The sequence below is a fragment of the Luteolibacter luteus genome, assembly GCF_012913485.1.
In the GTDB taxonomy this organism is placed as follows: domain Bacteria; phylum Verrucomicrobiota; class Verrucomicrobiia; order Verrucomicrobiales; family Akkermansiaceae; genus Haloferula; species Haloferula lutea.
Map to the genome: position 1 here is coordinate 5,123,262 of NZ_CP051774.1, position 20,766 is coordinate 5,144,027.

General features: G+C 60.6%; 22 protein-coding genes. 12 read left to right on the plus strand and 10 right to left on the minus strand.

The annotated features are described in order from the left end of the window. Positions 1–63: 63 nt before the first annotated feature. Both HHL09_RS21170 and HHL09_RS21175 read right to left on the minus strand, forming a co-directional pair. Complete coding sequence (locus HHL09_RS21170; RefSeq protein WP_169456649.1) at positions 64–2,421, minus strand: hypothetical protein; 2,358 nt, start codon at positions 2,419–2,421, stop codon at positions 64–66. 504 nt (positions 2,422–2,925) lie between these two features. Continuing rightward, positions 2,926–3,939 (minus strand): bile acid:sodium symporter family protein, encoded by a 1,014-nt coding sequence (locus HHL09_RS21175; protein WP_169456650.1) that lies wholly within the window; start codon positions 3,937–3,939, stop codon positions 2,926–2,928. 172 nt (positions 3,940–4,111) lie between these two features. Between HHL09_RS21175 and HHL09_RS21180 the strand changes: the two genes are divergently transcribed. From HHL09_RS21180 to HHL09_RS21190, 3 genes are all read left to right on the plus strand, one after another. Beyond that, entirely contained in the window at positions 4,112–4,858 is a 747-nt protein-coding gene (locus HHL09_RS21180) for a toll/interleukin-1 receptor domain-containing protein (protein WP_169456651.1), read from the plus strand. Between the two features lie 89 nt (positions 4,859–4,947). Next, the gene (gene proB, locus HHL09_RS21185) at positions 4,948–5,709 is read left to right on the plus strand and encodes a glutamate 5-kinase (protein WP_169456652.1); all 762 of its coding nucleotides are present in this window, start codon (positions 4,948–4,950) and stop codon (positions 5,707–5,709) included. A 75-nt stretch (positions 5,710–5,784) separates the two neighbouring features. After that, positions 5,785–7,047: a glutamate-5-semialdehyde dehydrogenase gene (locus HHL09_RS21190; protein ID WP_169456653.1), complete on the plus strand. Its 1,263-nt coding sequence runs from the start codon at positions 5,785–5,787 to the stop codon at positions 7,045–7,047. 528 nt (positions 7,048–7,575) lie between these two features. On the opposite strand, the gene HHL09_RS21195 is transcribed toward HHL09_RS21190, so the two are convergent. Continuing rightward, positions 7,576–8,025, minus strand: coding sequence for a hypothetical protein (locus HHL09_RS21195; RefSeq protein ID WP_169456654.1), 450 nt, complete (start codon positions 8,023–8,025; stop codon positions 7,576–7,578). A 111-nt stretch (positions 8,026–8,136) separates the two neighbouring features. Here HHL09_RS21195 and HHL09_RS21200 point away from each other — a divergent pair, with 111 nt between their 5' ends. Both HHL09_RS21200 and HHL09_RS21205 read left to right on the plus strand, forming a co-directional pair. Next, complete coding sequence (locus HHL09_RS21200) at positions 8,137–8,604, plus strand: hypothetical protein (RefSeq protein ID WP_169456655.1); 468 nt, start codon at positions 8,137–8,139, stop codon at positions 8,602–8,604. A gap of 59 nt (positions 8,605–8,663) precedes the next feature. Next, positions 8,664–9,890: an MFS transporter gene (locus HHL09_RS21205; protein ID WP_169456656.1), complete on the plus strand. Its 1,227-nt coding sequence runs from the start codon at positions 8,664–8,666 to the stop codon at positions 9,888–9,890. A 318-nt stretch (positions 9,891–10,208) separates the two neighbouring features. On the opposite strand, the gene HHL09_RS21210 is transcribed toward HHL09_RS21205, so the two are convergent. Together HHL09_RS21210 and HHL09_RS21215 are read right to left on the minus strand one after the other, a co-directional pair. Beyond that, positions 10,209–10,931, minus strand: coding sequence for a L,D-transpeptidase family protein (locus tag HHL09_RS21210; protein ID WP_169456657.1), 723 nt, complete (start codon positions 10,929–10,931; stop codon positions 10,209–10,211). Positions 10,932–10,967: 36 nt separating this feature from the next. Then, positions 10,968–11,885, minus strand: a complete 918-nt coding sequence (locus tag HHL09_RS21215) for an SAM-dependent methyltransferase (protein WP_169456658.1) — start codon at positions 11,883–11,885, stop codon at positions 10,968–10,970. A 104-nt stretch (positions 11,886–11,989) separates the two neighbouring features. Here HHL09_RS21215 and HHL09_RS21220 point away from each other — a divergent pair, with 104 nt between their 5' ends. After that, the gene (locus HHL09_RS21220; protein WP_169456659.1) at positions 11,990–12,454 is read left to right on the plus strand and encodes a hypothetical protein; all 465 of its coding nucleotides are present in this window, start codon (positions 11,990–11,992) and stop codon (positions 12,452–12,454) included. 43 nt (positions 12,455–12,497) lie between these two features. After that, positions 12,498–13,088 carry a hypothetical protein gene (locus HHL09_RS21225; protein ID WP_169456660.1) on the plus strand — a complete coding sequence of 197 codons (591 nt, stop codon included), beginning with the start codon at positions 12,498–12,500 and terminating at the stop codon, positions 13,086–13,088. Between the two features lie 141 nt (positions 13,089–13,229). Here HHL09_RS21225 and HHL09_RS21230 read toward each other — a convergent pair whose 3' ends face one another. Beyond that, positions 13,230–14,390 carry a class I SAM-dependent rRNA methyltransferase gene (locus tag HHL09_RS21230; protein WP_169456661.1) on the minus strand — a complete coding sequence of 387 codons (1,161 nt, stop codon included), beginning with the start codon at positions 14,388–14,390 and terminating at the stop codon, positions 13,230–13,232. A 113-nt stretch (positions 14,391–14,503) separates the two neighbouring features. Here HHL09_RS21230 and HHL09_RS21235 point away from each other — a divergent pair, with 113 nt between their 5' ends. From HHL09_RS21235 to HHL09_RS21245, 3 genes are all read left to right on the plus strand, one after another. Further along, entirely contained in the window at positions 14,504–14,770 is a 267-nt protein-coding gene (locus tag HHL09_RS21235; protein WP_205760898.1) for a hypothetical protein, read from the plus strand. 70 nt (positions 14,771–14,840) lie between these two features. Then, positions 14,841–15,248, plus strand: a complete 408-nt coding sequence (locus tag HHL09_RS21240) for an NYN domain-containing protein (RefSeq protein ID WP_169456662.1) — start codon at positions 14,841–14,843, stop codon at positions 15,246–15,248. Positions 15,249–15,331: 83 nt separating this feature from the next. Then, a complete protein-coding gene (locus HHL09_RS21245) occupies positions 15,332–16,345 on the plus strand; it encodes a DNA polymerase III delta subunit-related protein (RefSeq protein ID WP_169456663.1) in 1,014 nt (337 codons plus the stop codon). Between the two features lie 17 nt (positions 16,346–16,362). On the opposite strand, the gene HHL09_RS21250 is transcribed toward HHL09_RS21245, so the two are convergent. Together HHL09_RS21250 and HHL09_RS21255 are read right to left on the minus strand one after the other, a co-directional pair. Beyond that, positions 16,363–17,100, minus strand: coding sequence for a hypothetical protein (locus HHL09_RS21250; protein WP_169456664.1), 738 nt, complete (start codon positions 17,098–17,100; stop codon positions 16,363–16,365). A 174-nt stretch (positions 17,101–17,274) separates the two neighbouring features. After that, complete coding sequence (locus HHL09_RS21255; protein WP_169456665.1) at positions 17,275–17,862, minus strand: TPM domain-containing protein; 588 nt, start codon at positions 17,860–17,862, stop codon at positions 17,275–17,277. A 113-nt stretch (positions 17,863–17,975) separates the two neighbouring features. Here HHL09_RS21255 and fabG point away from each other — a divergent pair, with 113 nt between their 5' ends. After that, positions 17,976–18,722, plus strand: a complete 747-nt coding sequence (gene fabG, locus HHL09_RS21260; RefSeq protein ID WP_169456666.1) for a 3-oxoacyl-[acyl-carrier-protein] reductase — start codon at positions 17,976–17,978, stop codon at positions 18,720–18,722. A gap of 21 nt (positions 18,723–18,743) precedes the next feature. Further along, positions 18,744–19,220, plus strand: coding sequence for a phosphohistidine phosphatase SixA (gene sixA / locus HHL09_RS21265; RefSeq protein WP_169456667.1), 477 nt, complete (start codon positions 18,744–18,746; stop codon positions 19,218–19,220). A gap of 435 nt (positions 19,221–19,655) precedes the next feature. Here sixA and HHL09_RS21270 read toward each other — a convergent pair whose 3' ends face one another. Beyond that, positions 19,656–20,024, minus strand: coding sequence for a hypothetical protein (locus tag HHL09_RS21270; RefSeq protein WP_169456668.1), 369 nt, complete (start codon positions 20,022–20,024; stop codon positions 19,656–19,658). A gap of 115 nt (positions 20,025–20,139) precedes the next feature. Beyond that, a complete protein-coding gene (locus HHL09_RS21275; protein ID WP_169456669.1) occupies positions 20,140–20,673 on the minus strand; it encodes a 2'-5' RNA ligase family protein in 534 nt (177 codons plus the stop codon). Between the last annotated feature and the right edge of the window lie 93 nt (positions 20,674–20,766).

Below are 20,766 nucleotides of genomic sequence, written 5' to 3' on the forward strand. Positions count from 1 at the left end.
GGAAAGGAAATGCGGCCCGGGAGCTTCCTCCCGGACCGCAGGGAATCCCGCCAGCCGTGTCGATCAGGGAGCCGGCCGCAGCCGGAAGAACTGCTTCTTCAGAGACGGTGTGTAGGGGAGCGTCACACTGTTGGCAGTCACGCCCGGAACATCCGTCCACGGGTTTGCGAGGTTGTTGGAGGTTTCCAGCACATACCCGGTGATTGCCGTGGGCCAGGACACGGTGACGGAAGCACCGTTGTTCTGGATGCTCAGCTCCGGAAGCAGGATATCCGGGGTGAGCGTCAGCGGATCCGAGAAGTCCACCCATGCGAAGTAGAAGTTGCTATCCCGGAGCGGGGCAACGGCGAAACCCTCGTTGATCGTGGGATCCGAAACACGGGATTCCACGACGAAGCGGTTGGTCTGGCTGTTATACTCATAGCTCAGGGAGGCGGTATCCACATACTCCGGTTCCTCAGGATGATTACCCACGGCCTGCAGGATCAGCATGCCCGATTGGCCGGTCTTTCCGGGGATGGAAATCTCATAGCGTCCCGTCGATGGACGGGTCACCGTGAAATCTCCGCCGGAGTGGATCTTGCTGCCATTTGCCCCGGAGATCTCGCCACCGATCAGGTTGGTCGCGGTATAGGGGATATGGAGGAAGGAAAACTCGCTCCGGTCATTGGAAATGTATTCGGCGAGGGAATACAGGAAGGCTACTTCACGGATGCCGATGGTCCACCCGCTGCCATCCGGCTTGATCGCACAGTTGGCTTGGGGGCCGCGGCTCGTAGTGTCGTCATTCGGCACTAGGAATAGCATTCCATCGTCGCGCGAGTCCACGCCGGGCAAGGACAAGGTGGCCAGCCCGCCATAGCCGCCTCCTTCGCCCAATTGCGTCCATTGCAGGATCGCACCTGCCGAGTTCGGGTCCAGCGCTGCCGTGCCTTGGGACGCCGCCGGACTATGAGCACCCGGGAATTGCCAGAAGGCGGAGCCATCTGCTTGGGCATTGGCGAAGTAGCCGCTCATCCAGCCGTCTTCATAGGGAAACCAAGCGGTCGAGATGCTGAAGGCCGCCCGCTGGAAGCCGCCCGCACCGTTGGCGTCGTTGTTCGGGTGGGGACCGGTATCGCCGCGCTTGGCCATCCGGGTATACAAGCGGCCATTGCCGAAAGTGCCGTCCTGCATGTGATAGGAGTTCGCGCTGGAGAAATCCACCGCCTGATAAGTATGCGGGAAGAAGGGGGAGGCCCCGTCGTTCCATGACACAGTGCCATTGACCCGGACCGTGGGAATCAGGATCCCGTGCTGCAATGAGGGAAACCATGCTTGAGAAGCAGGATCAGTCACAGCCGGGGTATCCCGGTCACGGTTCGGATTCGTATAAGGCCCCAGATTCGACCGGGCGCTCACCGGGTCGCGCGGGGAAATGCCGAAGTCGATGGCACCCGTCGCATAGCGTCCCGTCGAAAACGCGACAGGTCCTTGGGAGTCGATGTCCAGGATCAGATCCCGGGAAATCGATGCAAACCCTTGGGTGTTCCAAACGATCGGCCCGCTCGATGATTTGTCTGCCGTCCAGCCGATCCCGTCCGACGGGATCGAAAGGTTCCAGTTCACTCCGGTCACGGAGTTTACGGGATAAACGCCCGGGACATTCCCCGCGGTAACAGGGCTTCCCCCTTGGGTCGCCACAGGCGGCTTCGCGGCGTTGCCGTAGTCACTGAAAGTGCTTCGCACCCGGTGATTCTGGTTCTCGCCGGAATCAATGTGCGCCACCGCTGCCAAGCCGACATACACCGTGGCGGGAAAGGCCGCAGGATCCGTGGCATATTCTGCCAGCACGGTCCACGTGATGCCGTCCTTGCTCGACATGGTCTGGAAAAGATCGCCGGTCCTGCGGACCCGCAGCCAGACAGAGTAAAGGGACCCGCTCGCAGGCCGGAAGGTTCCAGGATAGGGGCCGCCGAAGTAGCGATAGTCCGGAGCGGAAAGCGGCGGGTCTTCCGTTTCTCCGTTTAGCGAGGGCCGGGAAATGGTTTCGACATAACCTGCTCCCGTTGGGTCGGGGATGCCGCTTACCTGGATATTCGGGCTGCCGGGGCTGAGGCTGGCGCGGACTTGCAGGGATCCCTTTGCCGAAGTCTGCTGGCCGGTAGGATCATCGGCGTCCACATTGTGAAGCAGTACCTTCACATCGAAGTCGCCCGTTCGCTGTTCGTGGAGATAGGTGAAGGAGTCGGCAGTGCCGTAGGTATCGCCGCCGCCGGCGGTGACGGTTGTCGAGGCATCGGGGTTTGCAGTCACGATGCCCGTGACGGGATTGTTGATGTCGGTTTTTGTTAGCCCGGCTTGGCCGTGGGCTTGACCGGCAAGGCCAAGCGCCGCGAAGCAGCAGAGGCGGCTCCAAGAGGGGGAATGGTTCAGGATCATGTTTTTTAGGTTCTTGGGACTTGGGTTTGTGATGCGCCGACCGAAGTCGGCGGTGCTCTGAGATCCAGGTCTGAGATGCAAAGGGCACTTCCCAAGTCTGTCCCATGTAATGGGTGAACCATGTTAGGATGTAATTTTCAGATCATAAAAGTTGAAAATGATGACTTATTTTTTGGATGTTTGTGAATGAAGGTGGTTTTGTGTGTTCGTAAGTGCTGGTTTCGGTCTCTTGATCGGACGGAAGGCTCTTGGCTGGACGGGGGGTGGTAAATCGTTGATAGCCAAGAGAACCCCTCTGGCGTGCATATCTGCTCGACCCCTCCTCAAGTGTTCATGAGAGCGGGCGAATCGCGGACGTTCGACATCGCATGGACGCCTCGAAAGGACGAAAAGGGCCGCGTTTTCATCCTTCTCGCCGTCCGGGCACCTATCAAGTCCTCGGAGCCATTCCCGGTAACCGTAGCTCCTTGACCGGCCGTCGGATCTCCTGTTTCCGATCCGCGATCAACCCTCTCCCACACCCTCCCGCGCCCAGCGGTTGGCCAGAAGGCCATTCACCAACAACTGCAGCGGGTGGTAAAACATGATCGGTAGCAGAATCAGCGAGATGTCGCTGTTCTTGCCGAAGATCAGCATCGCCAGCGGCACGCCCATCGCCAGGGTCTTCTTTACGGAGCAGAAGTAAGCCGCGATGCTATCCGGCCGGTCCAGCTTCAGCAGCTTGCAGGACAGTCCCACCAGCAGCGACATGCCAGTAAAGAGCACCACTACCACAGCGGTGGTCGCGAGGGTGAGCCCGGCCCCATACTTCTGCCAGATGTTCTCTTTTACGGAATCGCAGAAGGCCGAGTAGACGATGAAAAGGATGACCGCGTTGCTGATCCGCGTGATCCAGACCTTGTTCCGGTCGACGAAGTCCTTCAGCCGCGGCCGCAGCGCCATGCCGATCCCAAAGGGTAGCAGGGTCAGAAGCGTGATCTTCAACAGTAGGGGGCCGAAGGGTTGATGCTGCCCCGTCGACTGCATCAGCACATGCACCAGCAGCGGCGTGACGATCACCCCGAGGATGTTCGAGAACGCGGCATTGAAGAGCGCCCCGGCGGTGTTCCCGCGTGCCACTGCCGTGAGCACCACGGAGGTGGAGATGGTGGAAGGCAGCACGCAGAGGTAGAGGAAACCCTGGCGGATCGCCTCCGGCTGGCCTCGCCAGAAATGGGGCACCGTCCAGTCGAGCAGCAGCCCGACGAGCGGGAAGACGACAAAGGTGAAGGCCTGGATGACCAGGTGGAGGCGCCAATTCGCGGCACCGCTGCGGATCTTCTCGATCGCGAGCGAGAGCCCTTGGAGAAACAGGATCAGGGCGATCCCGCCATTGTTGACCAGTTCCGGCTGCAGCGCCCCGCCGCGGGCCCCGGGGCCGGGGAAGAGAAAGGCAGCGACGACGGCTAGTACCAGGCCGAGCAGGAAACCGTTGCTGCGGAGCCAAGCGGCAGGGGTGATTGCGGATGAGGTGGCCATCGGCTGGCCCTGCCCATAAGCCCCCGCCGGGAAATGGCAATGGGGAAGCTAGAATTGAAGCCGCTTGGAAAGAGTCGTTTTCATACAGCTCATTGGGCGCCAAACAAGGAGGACGCACTCCAAGCTTGCTGCCAATTGACGCCACCCGAGAGGGTTAGTAGATGAATCGCTCATGGGGCAGATATTCATAAGCTATTCTCACGCGGATCAGGAATTTGTATCGCTGCTGGCGAGAGGGCTGAAAATTGCGGGCTACAATCTCTGGCGAGATATTGATCGAATGAGTGGGGGGCAGTCGATTTCGCGTGAGGTCGAAGTTGGAATCGATACCTCTTCCGTTTTTCTGACAGTAGTTACGGAGAATTTTGATAAGAGTAAGTGGCTTAGGAACGAGCTTGCTCGCGCTGTCGGGGCTGGTGTGTCGGTTGTTCCTGTTGTCTTTAGCGGGGCAAAGGTTCCTATCCAATTGGAGGATCCCTTACGGATAGTGGTCCGGGAATCCGGTCCGAATTGGAGCGCTGATGAAATATTGCGCGTGGTCGAAGAGATTCAGAGGGCTGCCGGACGAGTGGAAGAAGACGATTTTGATGATTTTGATGACAGCGACAGCAGCGATGATTGGGATGAAAATGATGACTTTGCCTCACGTCTAACCAATACAAGGTGGTCGTGGTGTGAAAATCCCGATGCTCGCGACGATGCTGGAATGTGGATTGAGTTTTTACCTGGCGGCGAGCTCAGGAAATCTTGGCGCCCTGAGAGGGGTAAATGGGCAGTAACCGGGAACGGCTTGGTGCTGTATAAGGGGCATGTTCTGATCTTCGACCTCCCACAACGGAGATTTCGGGGAGCCCTTGCATCCATTGAGAAGCCCAATGCGGAGCGCACGGGACGTTTGATGGCAGGGGGATTAGATTGAGCCCGCTGCTTGGTCCACAGGGGTTGCCACGATTTGCGGTGGCATTTGCTGTCATTTCCCTCCATAGCCGCGGCCCGCGTTTTTCCGCCATGGAATCCCTTACTGTCATCAAGGCCGGCACCGGTGTCCTGACCCGCGCGAGCGACGGGATGCTGGATGGCGCGGCGCTGGTCCGTCTCGTCACCGCCATCGCCGGCCTCGTGGAACAAGGGCACCGCTGCCTGCTGGTAAGTTCCGGTGCGGTCGGTGCCGGGGTTTCCGCCTTCGGGCTGGAAGGCTACCCGAGCGATCTGACCACGAAGCAGGCCTGCGCTGCCGTCGGCCAAGCCCGCCTGATGCACACCTACGAGAGCCTGTTCCGGAACTTCGATCTGGCCGTGGCCCAGGTGCTTCTGACCGCCAGCGACCTCCAGACGCCGGAGCGCCGCGAATATGTTTCGAATACCCTGCGCCGCCTGCTGGCCGAGCCGAGGATCGTCCCGATCATCAATGAAAACGACTCCGTGGCGGTGGAAGAGCTGCGGGTGGGGGACAACGACATGCTTTCCTCCCATGTGGCCCGCCTGCTGGGCGCGAAGACACTGGTCCTGCTGACCTCCGTGGACGGCTTGCTCTCGCCGGAGACCAACGAACTGGTGGAGGAAGTGCCGGACGTGGATGCGGTGCTTGGCTTTGCCAAGGACGAGCGCGGCCGCTTCTCCATTGGCGGCATGGCCTCAAAGCTCCAGGCGGTAAAGAACTCCGTGGATGCGGGGATCACCGTCCACATCGCCCACGGCCGCAAGCCGGAGCGCCTCGCCGGGATCATGTCCGGGGAAAAGGGGCTCTCTACCCGCTTCGACGCCCGCTGAATTTTCCCTGATCGAAAATTCGTCCGTGTATTCCGGGCATTCCGTGGTTCCTTCCCGCGCCTTTCCTGACCTGACATGACCGAAGCCGAAGTCTTCACCGCCGTCGAAACGCTGGCTCGCAATGCTCGCACCGCCTCCTACCGGCTGTCCCAGCTTTCCACCCATGCGAAGAACGCCATTCTGGAAGCGATGGCCGCGGAGCTGCGTGCCCGGACTCCGGAAATCGTGGCTGCGAACGCGCTGGATCTGAAGGCCGGTGAGGAAAAGGGCCTCTCCAAGCCGATGCTGGAGCGCCTGAAGCTCGATGAGAAGAAGGTGGAAGCGATCGCCCGTGGCATCGATCAGGTCGTGGCGCTGCCCGACCCCGTCGGTCAGGTGATGGACGAGTGGGCGCGTCCGAATGGCATGCGCCTCCAGCAGGTCCGCGTGCCCATCGGCACCATCGGCATCATTTACGAAAGCCGTCCGAACGTCACCAGCGATGCAGCTGTGCTCTGCTTCAAGACCGGGAACGCTACGATTCTCCGCGGCGGCTCTGAAGCCATTCACAGCAATCGCGCCATCGCTGAAGCCCTGCAAGCCGGTGGCGAAAAGGTGGGTCTGCCCGCGCATGCCATTCAATTGATCCCATTCACGGATCGTTCGAGTGTCAGCGCCCTGTGCCAGATGGACAAATGGCTGGATCTAATCATCCCGCGCGGTGGCAAGGGGCTGATCGAGACGGTGGTCTCGCAGGCGCGCATGCCGGTGATCAAGCACTACGATGGCATCTGTCATCTCTTCGTGGATGTCGCCGCTGATCTCGACATGGCGGTTGCGCTCACGGTTGATTCGAAGACGCAAAAGACCGGCGTGTGCAATGCGCTGGAGACCCTGCTGGTCCATTCCTCCGTGGCGGAAAGCCATCTTCCTACGATTGCTGCAGCCTTGAAGGAGAAGGGCGTCGAGCTGCGCGGTTGCGAGCGCACGCGCCAGATCGTCGAGGCGGTGCCGGCGACAGAGGAAGATTGGGGCACGGAGTATCTCGACCTGATCCTTTCGGTAAAGATCGTCGATTCCCTGGAGGAGGCGATCGAGCACATCAATACCTACGGCTCGCATCATACGGAGTGCATTGTCACGAAGGACGATGCGACCGCGAATGCCTTCCTCGCGGGTTGTGATTCCGCGTGTGTCTTCCACAACGTCTCTACCCGTCTCGCGGATGGGGAGGAGTTCGGCTTTGGCGCCGAGATCGGGATTTCCACGGACAAGCTCCACGCCCGCGGGCCGATGGGTCTCAGGGAGCTGACGAGCTACCAATACCGTGTTCGCGGGGAAGGTCAGACGAAGGGGTGAGACCACGATATCAGAATGCCTGGTCCCTTGGGCTATTGCTCGCCGCCCTTGTTTGTTTCGGGGTATTCCATGTTTCGACGCTTCCTTACGGAGACGGACCCGGATGGAAGACCTGGGTTCAAATCTGGGAGCTAACATCGGATCTCAAGCGGCTCTCATCACCCAAGATTCTTTTCAATGTTTCGGCGTTCCTAGGATTCGCCGTAATAGTGGTAGGGGCGACACCCGCTTTCCCTTGGCTCGCTGGCTCTCCACGTCTGAGGTGGGTTGTGATCTGGATGTCATGTATAGCGGGTGTTGGAGTTTTCGCAATGGTTCGGGGCTCCACGCTTCAGGATAGCCCAATCGCTGCGTGGTCGCTGCAACTCTCGGCCGCTTTCAATTTCGCGGGGCTGCTTGTCATTCAGAGCAAAGATCGCGGTGACCAATCCCAAGAGTAATCGATCGCCGAACTCATGGAGGATCCACGAAAAACGCGTGCCCGGAAATCCGGGGCACGCGTTGGCTATGGTTTGGTGAATGGATGAGTTAATGGCGGCGGCGCGGCTTGTCCGAGCTGCTGCTTTCGGTCTTCGGCTTCGCCAGCGGCGCATTGGTCTGGCCGGTTTGGAAGTCATAGTTGATCACGCGCGGCTGCGCATACCAGGCGCCGGTGCTTCCATCGGTGATCCATCCCACGAGGCCGTAGCCGGGAGTGAAAAGGAAATCCAAGATGAAGAAGCTCTGCTGGAAATCACGCTTCCACTCGATGCTGCGCGATTGATACTTCGGATGAGAGAAGGTCGCGGACGTGGTCTTCTTGGAGACTTCCAAGGTCGCCGGGAGCGAGTGGGTTTCACCATCGACATGGACCGAAGCGCCGGCCTGGCTCGAGGTGAAGCCGACTTCGTCGGAGGTTCCTTGGAAGATAAGTGCACAACTGCCGAGGGTAAACGGCAGTGACAGGGCGGCAATGGGGGAGACAATGTGTTTGAACATGCGCGCGCAGCCATCGGGGGCGCGGGCTAACGGGTCAATATCTTCACTCCATATCCACGTGAAAAAGGTGTGGCCTTTTGGTGAAGGCTATTGGCACTAGTGTACATCGCCATGACCACCCGCCGTGCCACGAACCTGCTGGGCCTTTCCTTCCTGGTTGTGGCTCTGGTCTGTCTTGCTGTGTTCCATTTCCTTCCGGGGGAAGAGTTCGAAGAGGGGAGGGGCTGGAGGATCTGGTTGGAGGTGTGGGATGTCATCCGTGATCCCGATATGGAGAACAGCCCTGAAGGGATGATCGGCATCTCTTGTTTTGTCGGTCTGGTCGGCCTGATGCTTGTCTCCCCCTTTCTCTTTGGTGTGCTCCGCAAGTCCCGGTTGGCATGGTGGCTGGTCACGATCTTTTCCGGCTTGGCCACCATGGGGCTTTGGGTGGTGCTCCTCAGCGTGAATTCCCCGGACCAGATCGGGCTCTCCGGGATGGTTTTGCTCGCCGCGCCCGCCTGCAATCTCATCGGCCTGCTGCTCCTTCGTGGGGACGATAGGACCCCAAGGCGGCCGGTTGAGGAGGGAAATCCATGAACTTCGCACGGCCCGGTGGCCGCGCTTGCCTCGGGAAAAGGTCCCGCTAGCGTCGCGCCGTGTCCACCAGCCCCATCGCCCGCACTGCGCCTGGGGTCATCACGTTCCTGTGGGTCGCCTTTTTCCTCTGGGGCGCGGCTCCGGGTTACTACACACCCGCGCTGCCGAACATTATTGCGGCGAAGGGGCTGGGCAGCCAGTGGCTGTCCTATGCTTTCCTCGCCGGCCCCGTGGCCTCGATGATCTCGCCGCTGATCATGGGCTCGATCGCGGACAATCGTTTCGCTGCCCAGAAAGTCGTCGGCTGCATCGCCATCATGAGTTCCTGCTTTCTGGCCTCGGCCTTCGCGGTGCTCGATACCGGCGGATCTCCTTGGGTCTTCATCCTGCTGCTCGCCTGCAGCTCCATCATGCATGCGCCGATGCAGAGCATGCTGGCCAGCATCTCGATGGCCCATCTGAAATCGGGCGAGGCGGAATTCCCGATCATCCGTCTGGGTGGCACCTTGGGCTGGATGGTCGCGGGCTTCCTTACCAGCTTTGTCCTTTTTGCCGATGCCTCTCCGGTGGCGGGTTACGCCGCGGCGATCACGCGCTGCATGGCGGGATGCTTCTGCTTCTTCCTCCCGCACACGCCGCCGCTCGGTCGCTCGCGCTCGCTGCGGACCTTGCTCGGGCTCGATGCCTTCAAGCTGCTGAAGGAGCGGGATCACCTGGTGTTCTTCTCCGTCACTACCTTGCTCTCCATCCCGCTGGCGGCCTTCTTCATGCACACGCCGATGCATCTCGCGGCGCTGGGGAATGACAAGCCGACCGCCACGATGACCATCGGCCAGATCAGCGAGATCGCCGCGATGCTGCTGATGTCGGTGGTCATGACCCGCTTCCGGGTGAAGACCGTGTTGATGTTCGCCCTCGGCCTCTCCGCGCTGCGCTATGCGCTCTATGCGGTGGGCGGCATGACTGGATCCAGCACTTGGGTCATCGCAGGCATCACGCTCCACGGGCTCTGCTACACGCTCTATTTCATCACCGGGCAGCTCTTCCTCGATCGCCGGGTGGAGCCTGAAATGAGAACCCAGGCGCAGGGCCTCCTGTCCCTCGTGAGCAATGGCATTGGCTCCGTGACAGGCACCTTGCTCGCCGTGCGCCTCTACGATTTCACGGTTAGCTCGCATCACGGCGGTTGGGCCACCTATTGGTGGATCCAAGCTGGCTGTATCGCCATCTGCCTGCCGATCCTCGCGATTTTCTATCAGGGCGTGGCGGCTTCGAAGAAAGCCTAGCGGCAGCCGATCGGTCGACCTTGGCAGTAGAAACCCATCCCCGCATGCGCGAAGCTCCCCTCCGCATGCTTTCTGCCTGTCGTTCCACTTCGCCCGGATTCCCCACTTCGATATTCAAGGTCGGAGGCTCCATGTTCGGTGTTCGCTCTCCCTCCCACCTGTTATTTTCCCTGTTATAACAGGCGGAACAGGCACCAAATTTCAAAGGTCCGGACCCTCATGGTGCTCCATGTAATTTATCCGGCGATCGGGAATTCAGAAGTCGCCATTCCCTCCCTTGCCCCGGCTGACACCGACACTCTCATGCGAGGGATTCTCTCACGGCAGCTTCCACTCCTCCTTCTTCGCCGCGTATTCGGCTTCCGGCAGCAGCACGTAGATCGGCTTCTTGTTCGGATCGATCCATGCGATGAGCTGGCGGAGCTTGGGCTCCTCCATGGTGGTGCAGCCTGCGGTTGGCTTCGAGCCGCCGCCGCGCCAGATGTGGAAGAAGATCGCGCTGCCATTTCCAGGCGAGACCTTCGGTGGCGCATTGTGGGCGATGAAGAGCTTCAGCGAATGCGGGTAGTCATTCTGCTTCATCTGCTGCTGCTTCTCCCAAGTCGTCGCGGGCTCGGCTTCGAGGACCACGTGCTTGTTGTAGCTCGGGGACGAAGGATCTTCGACCCAGAGATCACGGGTGGTCACCTGACGGTAGAAGAGTTTCGGATTCTTCTGGATCTGCGCGTCATAGCCCCAAGCACCGCCGATGTAGAAGACCCCGGCGGGAGCGCGCCAATCACCCTCGCTCTTGATCTTCGCCCCGGCAGGCCGCGGGCTGATGCCGAGGCCCCACACCAAGCCATCGCGACCGAGGCGGCCATTCCAAGGGCCGCTCACTTTCGTCCACTTGCCTCCGCGCTTTTCGTAGGTGTTCAGCGTCACATTCGAACTGTTCCATCCCTTGGCGGTACCCACCACGCATTGGGACGAGTCCTTGGGCAATTCGAATGCGGAAAGCGGCAGGGCGAGGGCAAGCAGCGTAAGCAAGGACCGAAGCATGCCCGGAAGATGCCGCTTTTCGGCTCCGGAGCAAGGTCAGGTGATCCTTTGGTCCAGCACCATGAAGGCTCCGCCCGCGCCGTGTGGGTCGAGGGCATGGGCATCCGCAGGATTCGCAGGATCCGCCCACGGCTTCAGGAATTCGCTTTGGCTACAGAGCTTCACCGTCTCCATGCGGGTGCCCGGCCAACGTTGGAGATCGGTGAAATTCACATCTGCCGTGAGATCCTGGCGACCGGGGTTTCCGTAGATGGCAGGTCCCTCCAGGCGCTGCTGCAGCAGGTAGGCCCGGACGCTGCCACGTGGCCGTCGATAATACAGGCTGCCGATCTCCGATCCGTAATCGATCGTCAGCATGCGGCCCGCCTTCCAATGCGGTATCATCGCCCCGATCCATTCGCGATAGGCGTCCGCGACCTCGACCTGCTGCCCCGTGGAATGCCGGGAATCGAGAGCCGAGGAGTCGGGCAGGACATCGCAGGGCAACCACCGTTCCTCAGGCACAACGTAGAGCTCACTCCAGCCCTGCTCCTCGCGGCGAAAACGGCGCACCGCGAAGGCATCGGCGAATTCATTGGAATAAAGGCAGGCCTTTCCGCCGCAAACATCCAAAGCAGCTTCCACGTTCTCATGCCATTGGACTCCATTGCTCAGAAGTTCGCGTTGCTTTTCGCGGAGCGGGGTGGAGCTTTCCACCAGGTGAAGCTGGGAGCGAACCCGGGTCCACCACGGAAGATTTCGGATCACTGCCTGCGCGAGCTTTCCTTCGCCCGGGCCGAGCTCGATCAAGTGACGGCATCCACTTGCCCTCATGGCGCTCGTCGCCCACGCCGCCACCGCCTTGCCCAGCGCGGGCGTCAGCATGGGAGTGGTGGTAAAGTCCCCGCCACGGCCCACACCGCGGATACGGCGCGCATAGTAGCCGCGTTCCGCATCGTGCAGGGCCAGATGCATGAATCGATCGAATCTCAGGGGTTCACCGGAAATCCATGGCCAGTTAGAGGAATTCATCGGGAGCGACTTGACGATTTGCAAACTCCCGACCATCAGTTCAGAGCGTGAGAGGAAGTTTGTCCGCGGCGATCTTGGCGCTCGCGCTCGTATCTTGCGAGCGTAACGAAGCGCCACAGCCCGGCGACCACCCTCCGGATCGGACTCCGGAAGGATTGATCACGGTCGAAAAGAAGCCCGGGGGAGCGGAGGCGAACGAACCCAAGGATGCTCCCGAGGAGAAAAAGGAAGAGGAAGTCCTGATTGAAAAGAAGGCGCCGGTGGCCGAGCCGGCACCCGGCCAGCCCGGGAAGGTGATCAGTCCCTTCAATGGCCAGCTCATTGATGTCTCCGGGATGGAACCCGGGAGTCTGGTGGCGGATCCGACTTATCCACCTGAGGCGAAGAAGCACTTCCGGGTGCCCGATCCGAATTCGGAACCTGCAAAGCAACCCCAGGACTTGCTCGATCCCTCGATCCTGATTCGACCGAAGGGACCGCCGAAAGAGGCGGAGCCTGAAGAAAAGCCATGAGCCTTGCTTGACGCTTCCGGCACGGAAGGATTGAAGATGGACCATGAAGATCCCCTATCTGCTTCTTATCGGTGCATCCGTGGCGTTTATCTCCTGCAAGGACGAATCAGCCACCCCGGGGCAAGCGGGTGCGTCGGCGAAAAAGAAAAGCAGTTCCGCCTTGTCCGGCCTGAGTTCGAACTCCCCGAATGAAGTGAAGGCAGGGGAAGGCAAGAGCGCCGAGCGCCCGAAGATCACGAAGAAGCCCTCCGTGGCCCAGCCTGCCGCAGGCCAGCCGGGAAAGGTCATCAGTCCCAACACCGGCGAGCTGGTCGATGTCTCCGGTCGTAATCCGGGGGATCTGGTAGATGATCCGAAATATCCGGGAGACGAGTCGAAGCAATTTGAGGTGCCTAAGGATGTGGAGAAACAGCCCCTTCCCGTGGCAAGGGCCGTTCCCGGAAAGCCGGGCTTTGTGACGAGTCCCTATAATGACAAGGTCATTGATGTCACCGGTTTGCCGCCCGGGTCTCTGGTCGCGGACCCCACCTATCCCAGTTCGGAGAAAAAGCACTTCCGGATTCCGCCGGAATCTCAGGAGCCGGAATCCGGTGCCAACGACAGCGGTGCTCCGGCTACTCCGGAAGGAGAGTAAGCGAGGAATATGAGTGAGTATCTCACCGGCCTGCTTTTGGTGGCCTTGGTGGTCATCTGGTTCACCGCTTCGGATGTCAGGTTCTCCCTGGCGCTCCGTGCTCTCTTCCGGAAAATCTTCCGCCGCTAGAAGTGCCGGCCTTCATCGTCCCGCCATCACCTCTGCGGTGAAGCCCTTGAGATACTCGGTTTCGGGAATCGCTAGCAGTACCGGGTGATCGAGGCGCTGGCCGTGATTGGCGAGCAGGCGAAGCGACTTTTTCGCGTCCACCGAAGCATCCACGAGGTTAGCGTGGAAAAGGTCGCGGCTGGCATGGTGAGAGCAGCAGAAGCTCGAGATGATGCCGCCTTTTTCCAGCAGCTTCAGGGAGCGCAGATGGATCTCCTTGTAGCCGCGCATGGCGTCCATGAGCGTCTTCTTGTTCCGGGTGAAGCTTGGGGGGTCGAGGATGATGAGGTCATACTCGGGCTTCGCGTGCTTCAGGAAATCGAAGACATTGTGGACGATAACCTCGATCTCGAGGCCGTTCAGCTCGGCATTGCGACGGGCGGCAGCACAGGCGGTCTCGGAGATGTCCACGGCAGTGACCTTCGCCGCGCCGGCCTTGGCGCAGGCAAGGGCGAAACCGCCTTGGTTGGTAAAGCAATCGAGCACACGTTTTCCTTTCGCGAGCGCGGCGACTTCGGCGTGGGACTGGAGTTGGTCGAGGTAGAGGCCGGTCTTTTGGCCGTCGAGAAGATCGATTTCGAAAAGCAGGTCGTTTGCCCGCACTTGGAAAGCACCTGGGTTCGAGCCGTGCACCATCGTGATCTCCTGCTCGATGCCCTCGGCTTTCAGCACGGGGGAGTCATTCCGCAAAATGATGGTTTCCGGGGAAACGAGTTCCTTCAGCGCGGCTACGATCAGATCCAGCCGCTGGCGCATGGCGAGGGTCAGGGTTTGCACCACCAGGTGCGGACCGTAGCGGTCCACGATCAGGCCAGGCATGCCGTCGGACTCGCTCCAGACCAGCCGGGCAAGGGTGACATCAATGCCGAGGCGCTGGCGAAGCTCGATAGCCTGCTGGATACGGCGGAGGAAAAATTCCGCGTCCAAATCCTGCCGGCGGCGGGAGAACCTCCGCGCCACGATCTGGGAGGCCGGATTATAAATCGCGCTCCCCAAGGAACGGTCCTGGAAGTCCTTCAGGGTGATCACATCGCCCGGCTGGGGATCTCCGAAGGACTTTTTCACCTCCGTGGCGTAGACCCATTCGTGGCCGTGAAAGATGCGGGCGCGGGGTGCAATAATAAGACCGGGCATGGCGTGGCCCCCACCCATGGGGCCCGGTCGGGGAGGGTGCAAGCACGGAAGCAAAAGGCATTTCCTCTTGCTAGCCGCGGGAATCGGTATTTAAACCCCTCTCCACCAGAACCATGGGCCAGCAAACCAAAACGATCGTCAAGCGCCGCCGCAGGAAGCTCTACCTGAAGCGGAAGAAGGAGCAAGCCAAGGTCGGCGGCGTCGCAAAGAAGACCTCCGCACCGAAAAAGTCCGCCGACGCTGCCAAGAAGGCACCCGCCGCGAAGAAGGCTCCGGCTGCCAAGAAGGCTCCGGCCAAGAAGGCTGCGAAGAAGGCCGCCAAGGTCGATGAGACCACTGCCGCCGAAGGTGAAGCTCCCGAGGCTTCCACGGAGGAGTAATCCGGATCAATTTCCGTCATTTTTCCCGGGGCCGGTTGCGATTCGTGACCGGCCCTCTTTCTTTGCCGCCGTGGAGCAATTGCTAATTGTGGACGGGCACAGCGCGATCTTCGGGATCGAGTGGTTGAGGGAGCTTCACCACGGTCCGAAGCGGCACCTCGCGCGACTTGAGCTGGTGAAGGCTCTGCGGGACATCGGCGACCGCGGGGAATGGAAGGTTTGTGTCGTTTTCGACGGCCGCCAGACCGAGCGCAGCTACGAGGGCGGGAACGAGGAGGGGATCCTGATCGTTTACTCGAAGGCTCGGGAAACCGCGGATGCGGTGATCGAGCGGCTGGCCGCCCGTTTTTCGGAAAAGGGCGACCGGGTGATGGTGGCGACGAATGACAATATGATCCAGCTCACGGCCACGACCTTCGGAGCTTCCAGCATGAGGATCGAAGAGCTGGAGGAGTGGATGGAGGGGAAGATTCCCTGAAATAGCGGGCATTGGGGGCGATTTCCCCGGCTTCAGACATTGGGGATTGAAGGGAGGAGGCTTGCCGGATTCCATCGCCCGCGATGGCTTTTTCGCCCGATAATGCTTTCGAACTGGTGAAGTCCGCCCATGAGCGGGGTCGGCTGGCCCATGCTTTCCTGATCAGCGGACCCCGCGGCTGCGGGAAAGAGCGGCTGGCGGCACGGATCGTGAAGATGCTGGAGCCGGGCGGAAATTCGGGCGGCGGCTTCGATCTCTTTGGCGAGCCGGTAGTGGAGGAAGTTCCGCCGCTGGATGAGCTGGAGGGGGAGTGGGTCCGCATCGTGCGTCCCCAGTCGAAATCCCGGCGGATTGTGGTGGATGCGATCCGCGATCTCGAGAAGAGCCTCTATGTTTCCTCCGGGCCCAACACGTGGAAGGTGGGCGTGATTGCGGATGCGGACCGGATGGCGGCTGCAGCGGAGAATGCTTTCCTGAAAACCCTCGAAGAACCGCCGCCGCGCACACTGCTGCTACTGCTGACGGCAAATCCGGGTGGCTTGCTGCCCACCGTGCTTTCCCGCTGCGTGCGCATGCCCCTGTTGGGGAAGACGGATCTTTCCGAAGGTGCGGGCTCGGATCTGGTCAGCGCGCTCGATCGGGCTGCGCAAGCGGGCTTCGGTTCGGCGACGGTGGCGCTCACGCTGAAGTCGGTCTTCGCCTCCATTCTGGAGCAGCGGAAGGCTGAGGCGGTGGAGGCGGCGGACGAGCAGCTCGCCGAAGAAGAAAAAGCCCTGAACAAGGGCTTCGAAGGCGACTATCTGAAGCGCCGTGAAGAGGCGCTGAAGGCCGCGGCGGAGTCCGAATACATTGAGGAACGCGCGCGGCTTTTCGACGTGCTGCAATCCTGGATGGCGGATGTGCTGCGCTGCAAGACCGGTGCTCCCGGCTTGGATTTTCCGGACTCTGCAGCTCAGACAAAAGCGATCGCCGAGTCAGAGGATCTCGGTCGACTCGTCCGGCGCATGGAAGCGCTGGGAGAACTTCGATCCACCCTCGACACGAATGCCCAGGAACAGCTGGCCCTTGAGGTCGGCTTCCTGAAGGCATTCGCCTGAACGAGGGGGGAGTTCGGTCAGAATTTTACGTCAGACTCGGCCTTCTGGACCTTCGGGTTGTTTTCGCCAGCGACCTTGCTGACGATCCCGAACTTGGCCTGCATGGCTTTGTTGCGCTCAGAAACGGTAGGGCCTTCCTGGCCGGACATCTGGGACATGGCTCCTTCGATTTCGGCGCCTTGGGCGGAGGTGTCCGTATTCGGATCCACGCCGAGGGCGGAGGTGGCGGCATCGATGCGGGCACCTTGGACGGCGACCTTGTCGAGTTGCTTCTCGTAGGTGCCCATGATCTGGGTCATTCCCTTGATGTCGCGACCGCATTCGCGGACGGATTGTACGAAAAAGCGTGCCTTAGCTTGAGCGCTTTCGGAGGTGGCGAACCAAGTGCCGCCAGCGGCGAGCATGGAGAGCATGGAGAGAGTGACGATGATTCCCGTGCGGCGGGTCTTCTTGTGCTTCACCTCATCGCGGGCATCCAGCATGGTGCGGAGCTCCTCATCGGACTCGTTTTGACCGGTCGGGATGATCACATCGGCGGCTGTGGCGGTAGCCGGGACTGGTGCCGGAGCGAAGGCTGCGATTGCTTGGACAGGATTTTCGGCCGGGGTAGCCGCGGCTTGGGGAGCGATGAACTCCGCCGACTTCATCTTCTCGAAGGAAGGCATAAAGGTCGCCGGCTTCGGCTGGGCGGCCGGTGGCGGACCCGCACGGAGAGCTGCGCCTGCCAATTGATTGATGCGTTCTTGAGCGGTCATGAAGAGGAGGGTGTGAGGGTGAGGTGTGATCGGTCGGGTGTGAGTCGAACGATGCCACTATTCTTCACATCTCCTGACTTTCGGGCATTACGTAATCGGGGATACGTGATCACGTGGGCAAAATGCCCGCTTTTGTAACTTGCCGGGTAGCAATGGGGTAGGGGCGGGAATTGCCTAGAAATCCCCCTTCCGGGACCTCATCGCTTGAGCGTTGAGGCCAAACCCGGCTGCAGCTTCCAGCGCGGCTCCTTCGAGAAGCCGGTCGAGCCCGGTGATCACTTCGAGGATGCCTTTTGACCAAGACTTCGCTCGCCACGCTGGCTCGGAAAGTTCGAGCAGGTGATCCATCGCATCGTCGCCGAGGAAAGGTTCCAGACCATAGCCCACCATCAGCGCGGATTTTTCCTGCACGGGATCGAGAGCCAGCAGGATGTTGTGGTTGTCGCCGCCCTTGGTGTTTTCGGCGGCGAAACCGCCGCAGTTGAAAATCCAGAAGACGTGGAGGCTGAAGGGATGATCGTTGGGGAAGCCGTGGAGCAGGATATTCAACGATACCTGAGGGAAGTGCCAGGCGAGCTTGCCGGCCGCCTTTGTGATTTTTTGCATCTCCGCCTTGTTGAGGCAGCCGGTGGTATCGCAGACGCCACGTCCCAGCCGCGGAACGGCCCCTAGCAAGGCCGAAGCGCGGTCCAGCGTGAGGACGCACTTCGGGCACTCCACGGCTGTCTCGGTCAGCCGCGTGAGGCAATAGGGGCAACGCATGCAGCTTTCCTAACCGCGCTGCTTCGTCCTGAGAAAGCCGAAAGCGCTGCATGTCAGCGGTGGCGGGCATTTACCGGTTGGCAAGTCCGGTCTCCGCGTCGCACGCTTTTCCCATGCAGCGCTTTGCAGGAAAGACGGCCGTGGTCACCGGGGGTGGCCGCGGGATCGGTGGTGCGATCGCCATGGCCTTTGCGGCCGAGGGCGCGAAGGTCGCGGTGGTGAGCCGGAGTGAATCGAGCTGCGGCAAGTCCGCGGAGGAGATCAATGCCGCCTATCCCGGTGCAGCGAAGGCTTATGCCATCGACGTCGCCGATCACGAGGCGGTGCAAGAGCTGGGCAAAACGATCATCGCCGACTTCGGCAACGTGAACATCCTCGTCAACAATGCCGGCGTGACCCGCGATGGCCTGCTGATGCGCATGAAGGAAGAAGACTGGGACACGGTGCTCGATACGAACCTGAAAGGCGCCTTCAACACCGTGAAGGCTTTCATGCGGACGCTGATGAAGGCGGAGGATCCACGCATCATCAACATCGCTTCCGTGATTGGCCTGATCGGCAATGCGGGCCAGGCGAACTACGCGGCTTCGAAGGCCGGCCTGATCGGTTTTACGAAATCGGTGGCGAAGGAACTCTCCGGCCGTGCCGTGACCTGCAATGCGGTGGCACCCGGCTTCATCACCACGGACATGACCGGCGAGCTGCCGGAGAAAGTCCGTGAGGAGATCCTGAAGAACATCCCGCTTTCCAGCTTCGGCGAAGTGGCCGACATTGCATCTGCCGTGCTCTTCCTCGCTAGCAAGGAAGCCCGCTACATCACGGGCCAAGTGCTGGCGGTCGATGGTGGCATGACGATGTAACCTTGATCCCATCCGACCCCCATGGAGCTGCTCATCATCCGACACGCCAAAGCTGAAGACCACGGACATCCCGGGGGCGATGGGGCGCGTGCGTTGGTGGCAAAGGGGCTCGAGCAATCCGAGCGGCTGGGGCGATTCCTGAAGCGGATCGACCGCCGCCCGGATGTGGTGCTCACCAGTCCGCTGGTGCGTGCCCGTCAGACGGCGGAGACGATGTGCCAGGCGGCGGAGATGCCGGGGCCCGTGGTGCAAGGGTGGCTTGCCTGCGGCATGGATCCTGAAGCGGCCATCCGCGAACTGGTGGCCTTCAGTGATTTTGAGCGCGTGGCGATTGTGGGTCATGAGCCGGATCTTTCTTCACTGATCGAGTGGTTGCTGGGGTGCAGCGGCAGCTCGGTGGAAGTGAAGAAAGCGAGCATCACGGGATTGCTGGTGCATCCGCCGGCATGGCATGCGCGGCTGCTGTTCCACATTCCGCCGGCGATGCTGGGGGAGTGATGGGTCTCTCAAGCACTAGCGGGCATCGACGAGTTCGCGGATCATCCTTTCACGGGTTTCCTCGTCCGTGTTGACGAAAGAACGGAGGAAAGTGTCCTGCTCGTCTTGGATAAGCCCGGGGTCGTCCGTGTAGCGGAGATGATAGCATGCAGGAGAGCTTCCGCGGATGCGGGGGGGCGCCTGTTCCGCCTGTTATAACAGGGAAAATAACAGGCGGGTGGGAAGGCGAGTATCGAACGTCGAAGGGGGGAACTCGGGTGGGGTGGAACGATGGGTAAAAGCATGCTTGGCAGAAAGTTTGGCGCATGCGGGGGTGGAGTTCTACTGCCAGCAGGCGGTGCGTTGCGACGGTGAGCCGCGCGTTCGATGCTGCTGCAGGGCTAGCGACAATGCTCTCCTGACGCTTTCAGAAGGCTGGGGATGGCGAAGCAGGTTTTACGGGATGCTGATCAAGAGCGCCTGGACCTGGTCGCGCTTCGCTTGCCGACGCTTTCTGGCTCCGATCATGTCTTGCCTCTTCTCCAGGCGATGCTCGACAAATTGTTTCAGGTGAAATGAGCCTCCTTGATATACACGGCTTTTCTTCAAGCCTTCCAACCGACGGATGGATGCGAAGGGTGCAGCCTCTGCATCGGCACAGTGGCGCTCCAGTGATTTGTGCAACTTGCGAAAAGCGCGGCTGGCCTTGGCCTTTTTGAAGGACTTCACCTTCCGCCAGTTCTGCGGGCTGGCTCCTCCCCGCACGTAGTGGTCCTTCAGGTAGGCGAGCCTCTTTTTTTCGACGGGATGGGTGACGCTGCTCATGAGGATGGGGTGGAGAATAAAGATAGATAAGGCGGGATTCCTGCGATCTCCAGATCAGGACATCCCCATGAAGCCTGCGAGAGGACATGCTGGACTCGGGGCACCTTCCATGTTGCTAGCTTTGGCAGAGCGCTGCGGAGTGGAGGGGCTTCACGGGGCGGAATTCGACGAAGCCGATTTCCATGATCTCCGCGGTAAAGGGGAGGATCTCTTCGCGGCAGATGGACAGTGCTTCTTCCACGCATTCGTGGGGACAAGCGACCGCGAGGGTGCAGTGCGGGATCCACTCCGAGGGCGCATAGTTCGGCCAGATGCGGGTGGCCATCGGCTCGAAGGAGTCCATGAACGAGGCGTGGAGTTCAAGCAGGGGGATGGTGACCTTCGGTGCGAGGAAGAGCACGGGTTGTTCAGCGGGGAAGATTCCGATGGAGGAGAAGGTGATCGGAAATCCGGAGGTGTCTTCGGCGAAGCGGTTGAGCAACTCGATGGTGGCATCGGTGTCGATCGAATCGCAGACCGCGAGCGAGACGTGCGGGCGGCTCCCGCTTCCATGAAGATAGGAGATCCCGATGCCCGCGAGGCGTTCCCAGATGCGGCGGACACGCTGCTCGGTGGCAGGATCAAGGAAGAGTTCGACGGCGTAAGGCATGTGGATAAATGCTCTTCTATCAGACCGAGGCAAAGGGACGAAGCCTGTTCCAAGCTCTTCGCGGGCGAGGCTGCACTCGACAGACCGGCCATG

Bases quoted from the DNA above. Each gene is read 5' to 3' on its own strand.
- HHL09_RS21230 (WP_169456661.1), bottom strand. From the start codon at position 14,390: ATGCCCGGTCTTATTATTGCACCCCGCGCCCGCATCTTTCACGGCCAC.
- HHL09_RS21245 (WP_169456663.1), top strand. From the start codon at position 15,332: ATGGCTTTTTCGCCCGATAATGCTTTCGAACTGGTGAAGTCCGCCCAT.
- HHL09_RS21200 (WP_169456655.1), top strand. From the start codon at position 8,137: ATGACCACCCGCCGTGCCACGAACCTGCTGGGCCTTTCCTTCCTGGTT.
- HHL09_RS21235 (WP_205760898.1), top strand. From the start codon at position 14,504: ATGGGCCAGCAAACCAAAACGATCGTCAAGCGCCGCCGCAGGAAGCTC.
- sixA (WP_169456667.1), top strand. From the start codon at position 18,744: ATGGAGCTGCTCATCATCCGACACGCCAAAGCTGAAGACCACGGACAT.
- HHL09_RS21270 (WP_169456668.1), bottom strand. From the start codon at position 20,024: ATGAGCAGCGTCACCCATCCCGTCGAAAAAAAGAGGCTCGCCTACCTG.
- HHL09_RS21175 (WP_169456650.1), bottom strand. From the start codon at position 3,939: ATGGCCACCTCATCCGCAATCACCCCTGCCGCTTGGCTCCGCAGCAAC.
- HHL09_RS21190 (WP_169456653.1), top strand. From the start codon at position 5,785: ATGACCGAAGCCGAAGTCTTCACCGCCGTCGAAACGCTGGCTCGCAAT.
- HHL09_RS21275 (WP_169456669.1), bottom strand. From the start codon at position 20,673: ATGCCTTACGCCGTCGAACTCTTCCTTGATCCTGCCACCGAGCAGCGT.
- HHL09_RS21225 (WP_169456660.1), top strand. From the start codon at position 12,498: ATGAAGATCCCCTATCTGCTTCTTATCGGTGCATCCGTGGCGTTTATC.
- proB (WP_169456652.1), top strand. From the start codon at position 4,948: ATGGAATCCCTTACTGTCATCAAGGCCGGCACCGGTGTCCTGACCCGC.
- HHL09_RS21255 (WP_169456665.1), bottom strand. From the start codon at position 17,862: ATGCGTTGCCCCTATTGCCTCACGCGGCTGACCGAGACAGCCGTGGAG.
- HHL09_RS21210 (WP_169456657.1), bottom strand. From the start codon at position 10,931: ATGCTTCGGTCCTTGCTTACGCTGCTTGCCCTCGCCCTGCCGCTTTCC.
- HHL09_RS21250 (WP_169456664.1), bottom strand. From the start codon at position 17,100: ATGACCGCTCAAGAACGCATCAATCAATTGGCAGGCGCAGCTCTCCGT.
- HHL09_RS21170 (WP_169456649.1), bottom strand. From the start codon at position 2,421: ATGATCCTGAACCATTCCCCCTCTTGGAGCCGCCTCTGCTGCTTCGCG.
- fabG (WP_169456666.1), top strand. From the start codon at position 17,976: ATGCAGCGCTTTGCAGGAAAGACGGCCGTGGTCACCGGGGGTGGCCGC.
- HHL09_RS21195 (WP_169456654.1), bottom strand. From the start codon at position 8,025: ATGTTCAAACACATTGTCTCCCCCATTGCCGCCCTGTCACTGCCGTTT.
- HHL09_RS21180 (WP_169456651.1), top strand. From the start codon at position 4,112: ATGGGGCAGATATTCATAAGCTATTCTCACGCGGATCAGGAATTTGTA.
- HHL09_RS21215 (WP_169456658.1), bottom strand. From the start codon at position 11,885: ATGCATCTGGCCCTGCACGATGCGGAACGCGGCTACTATGCGCGCCGT.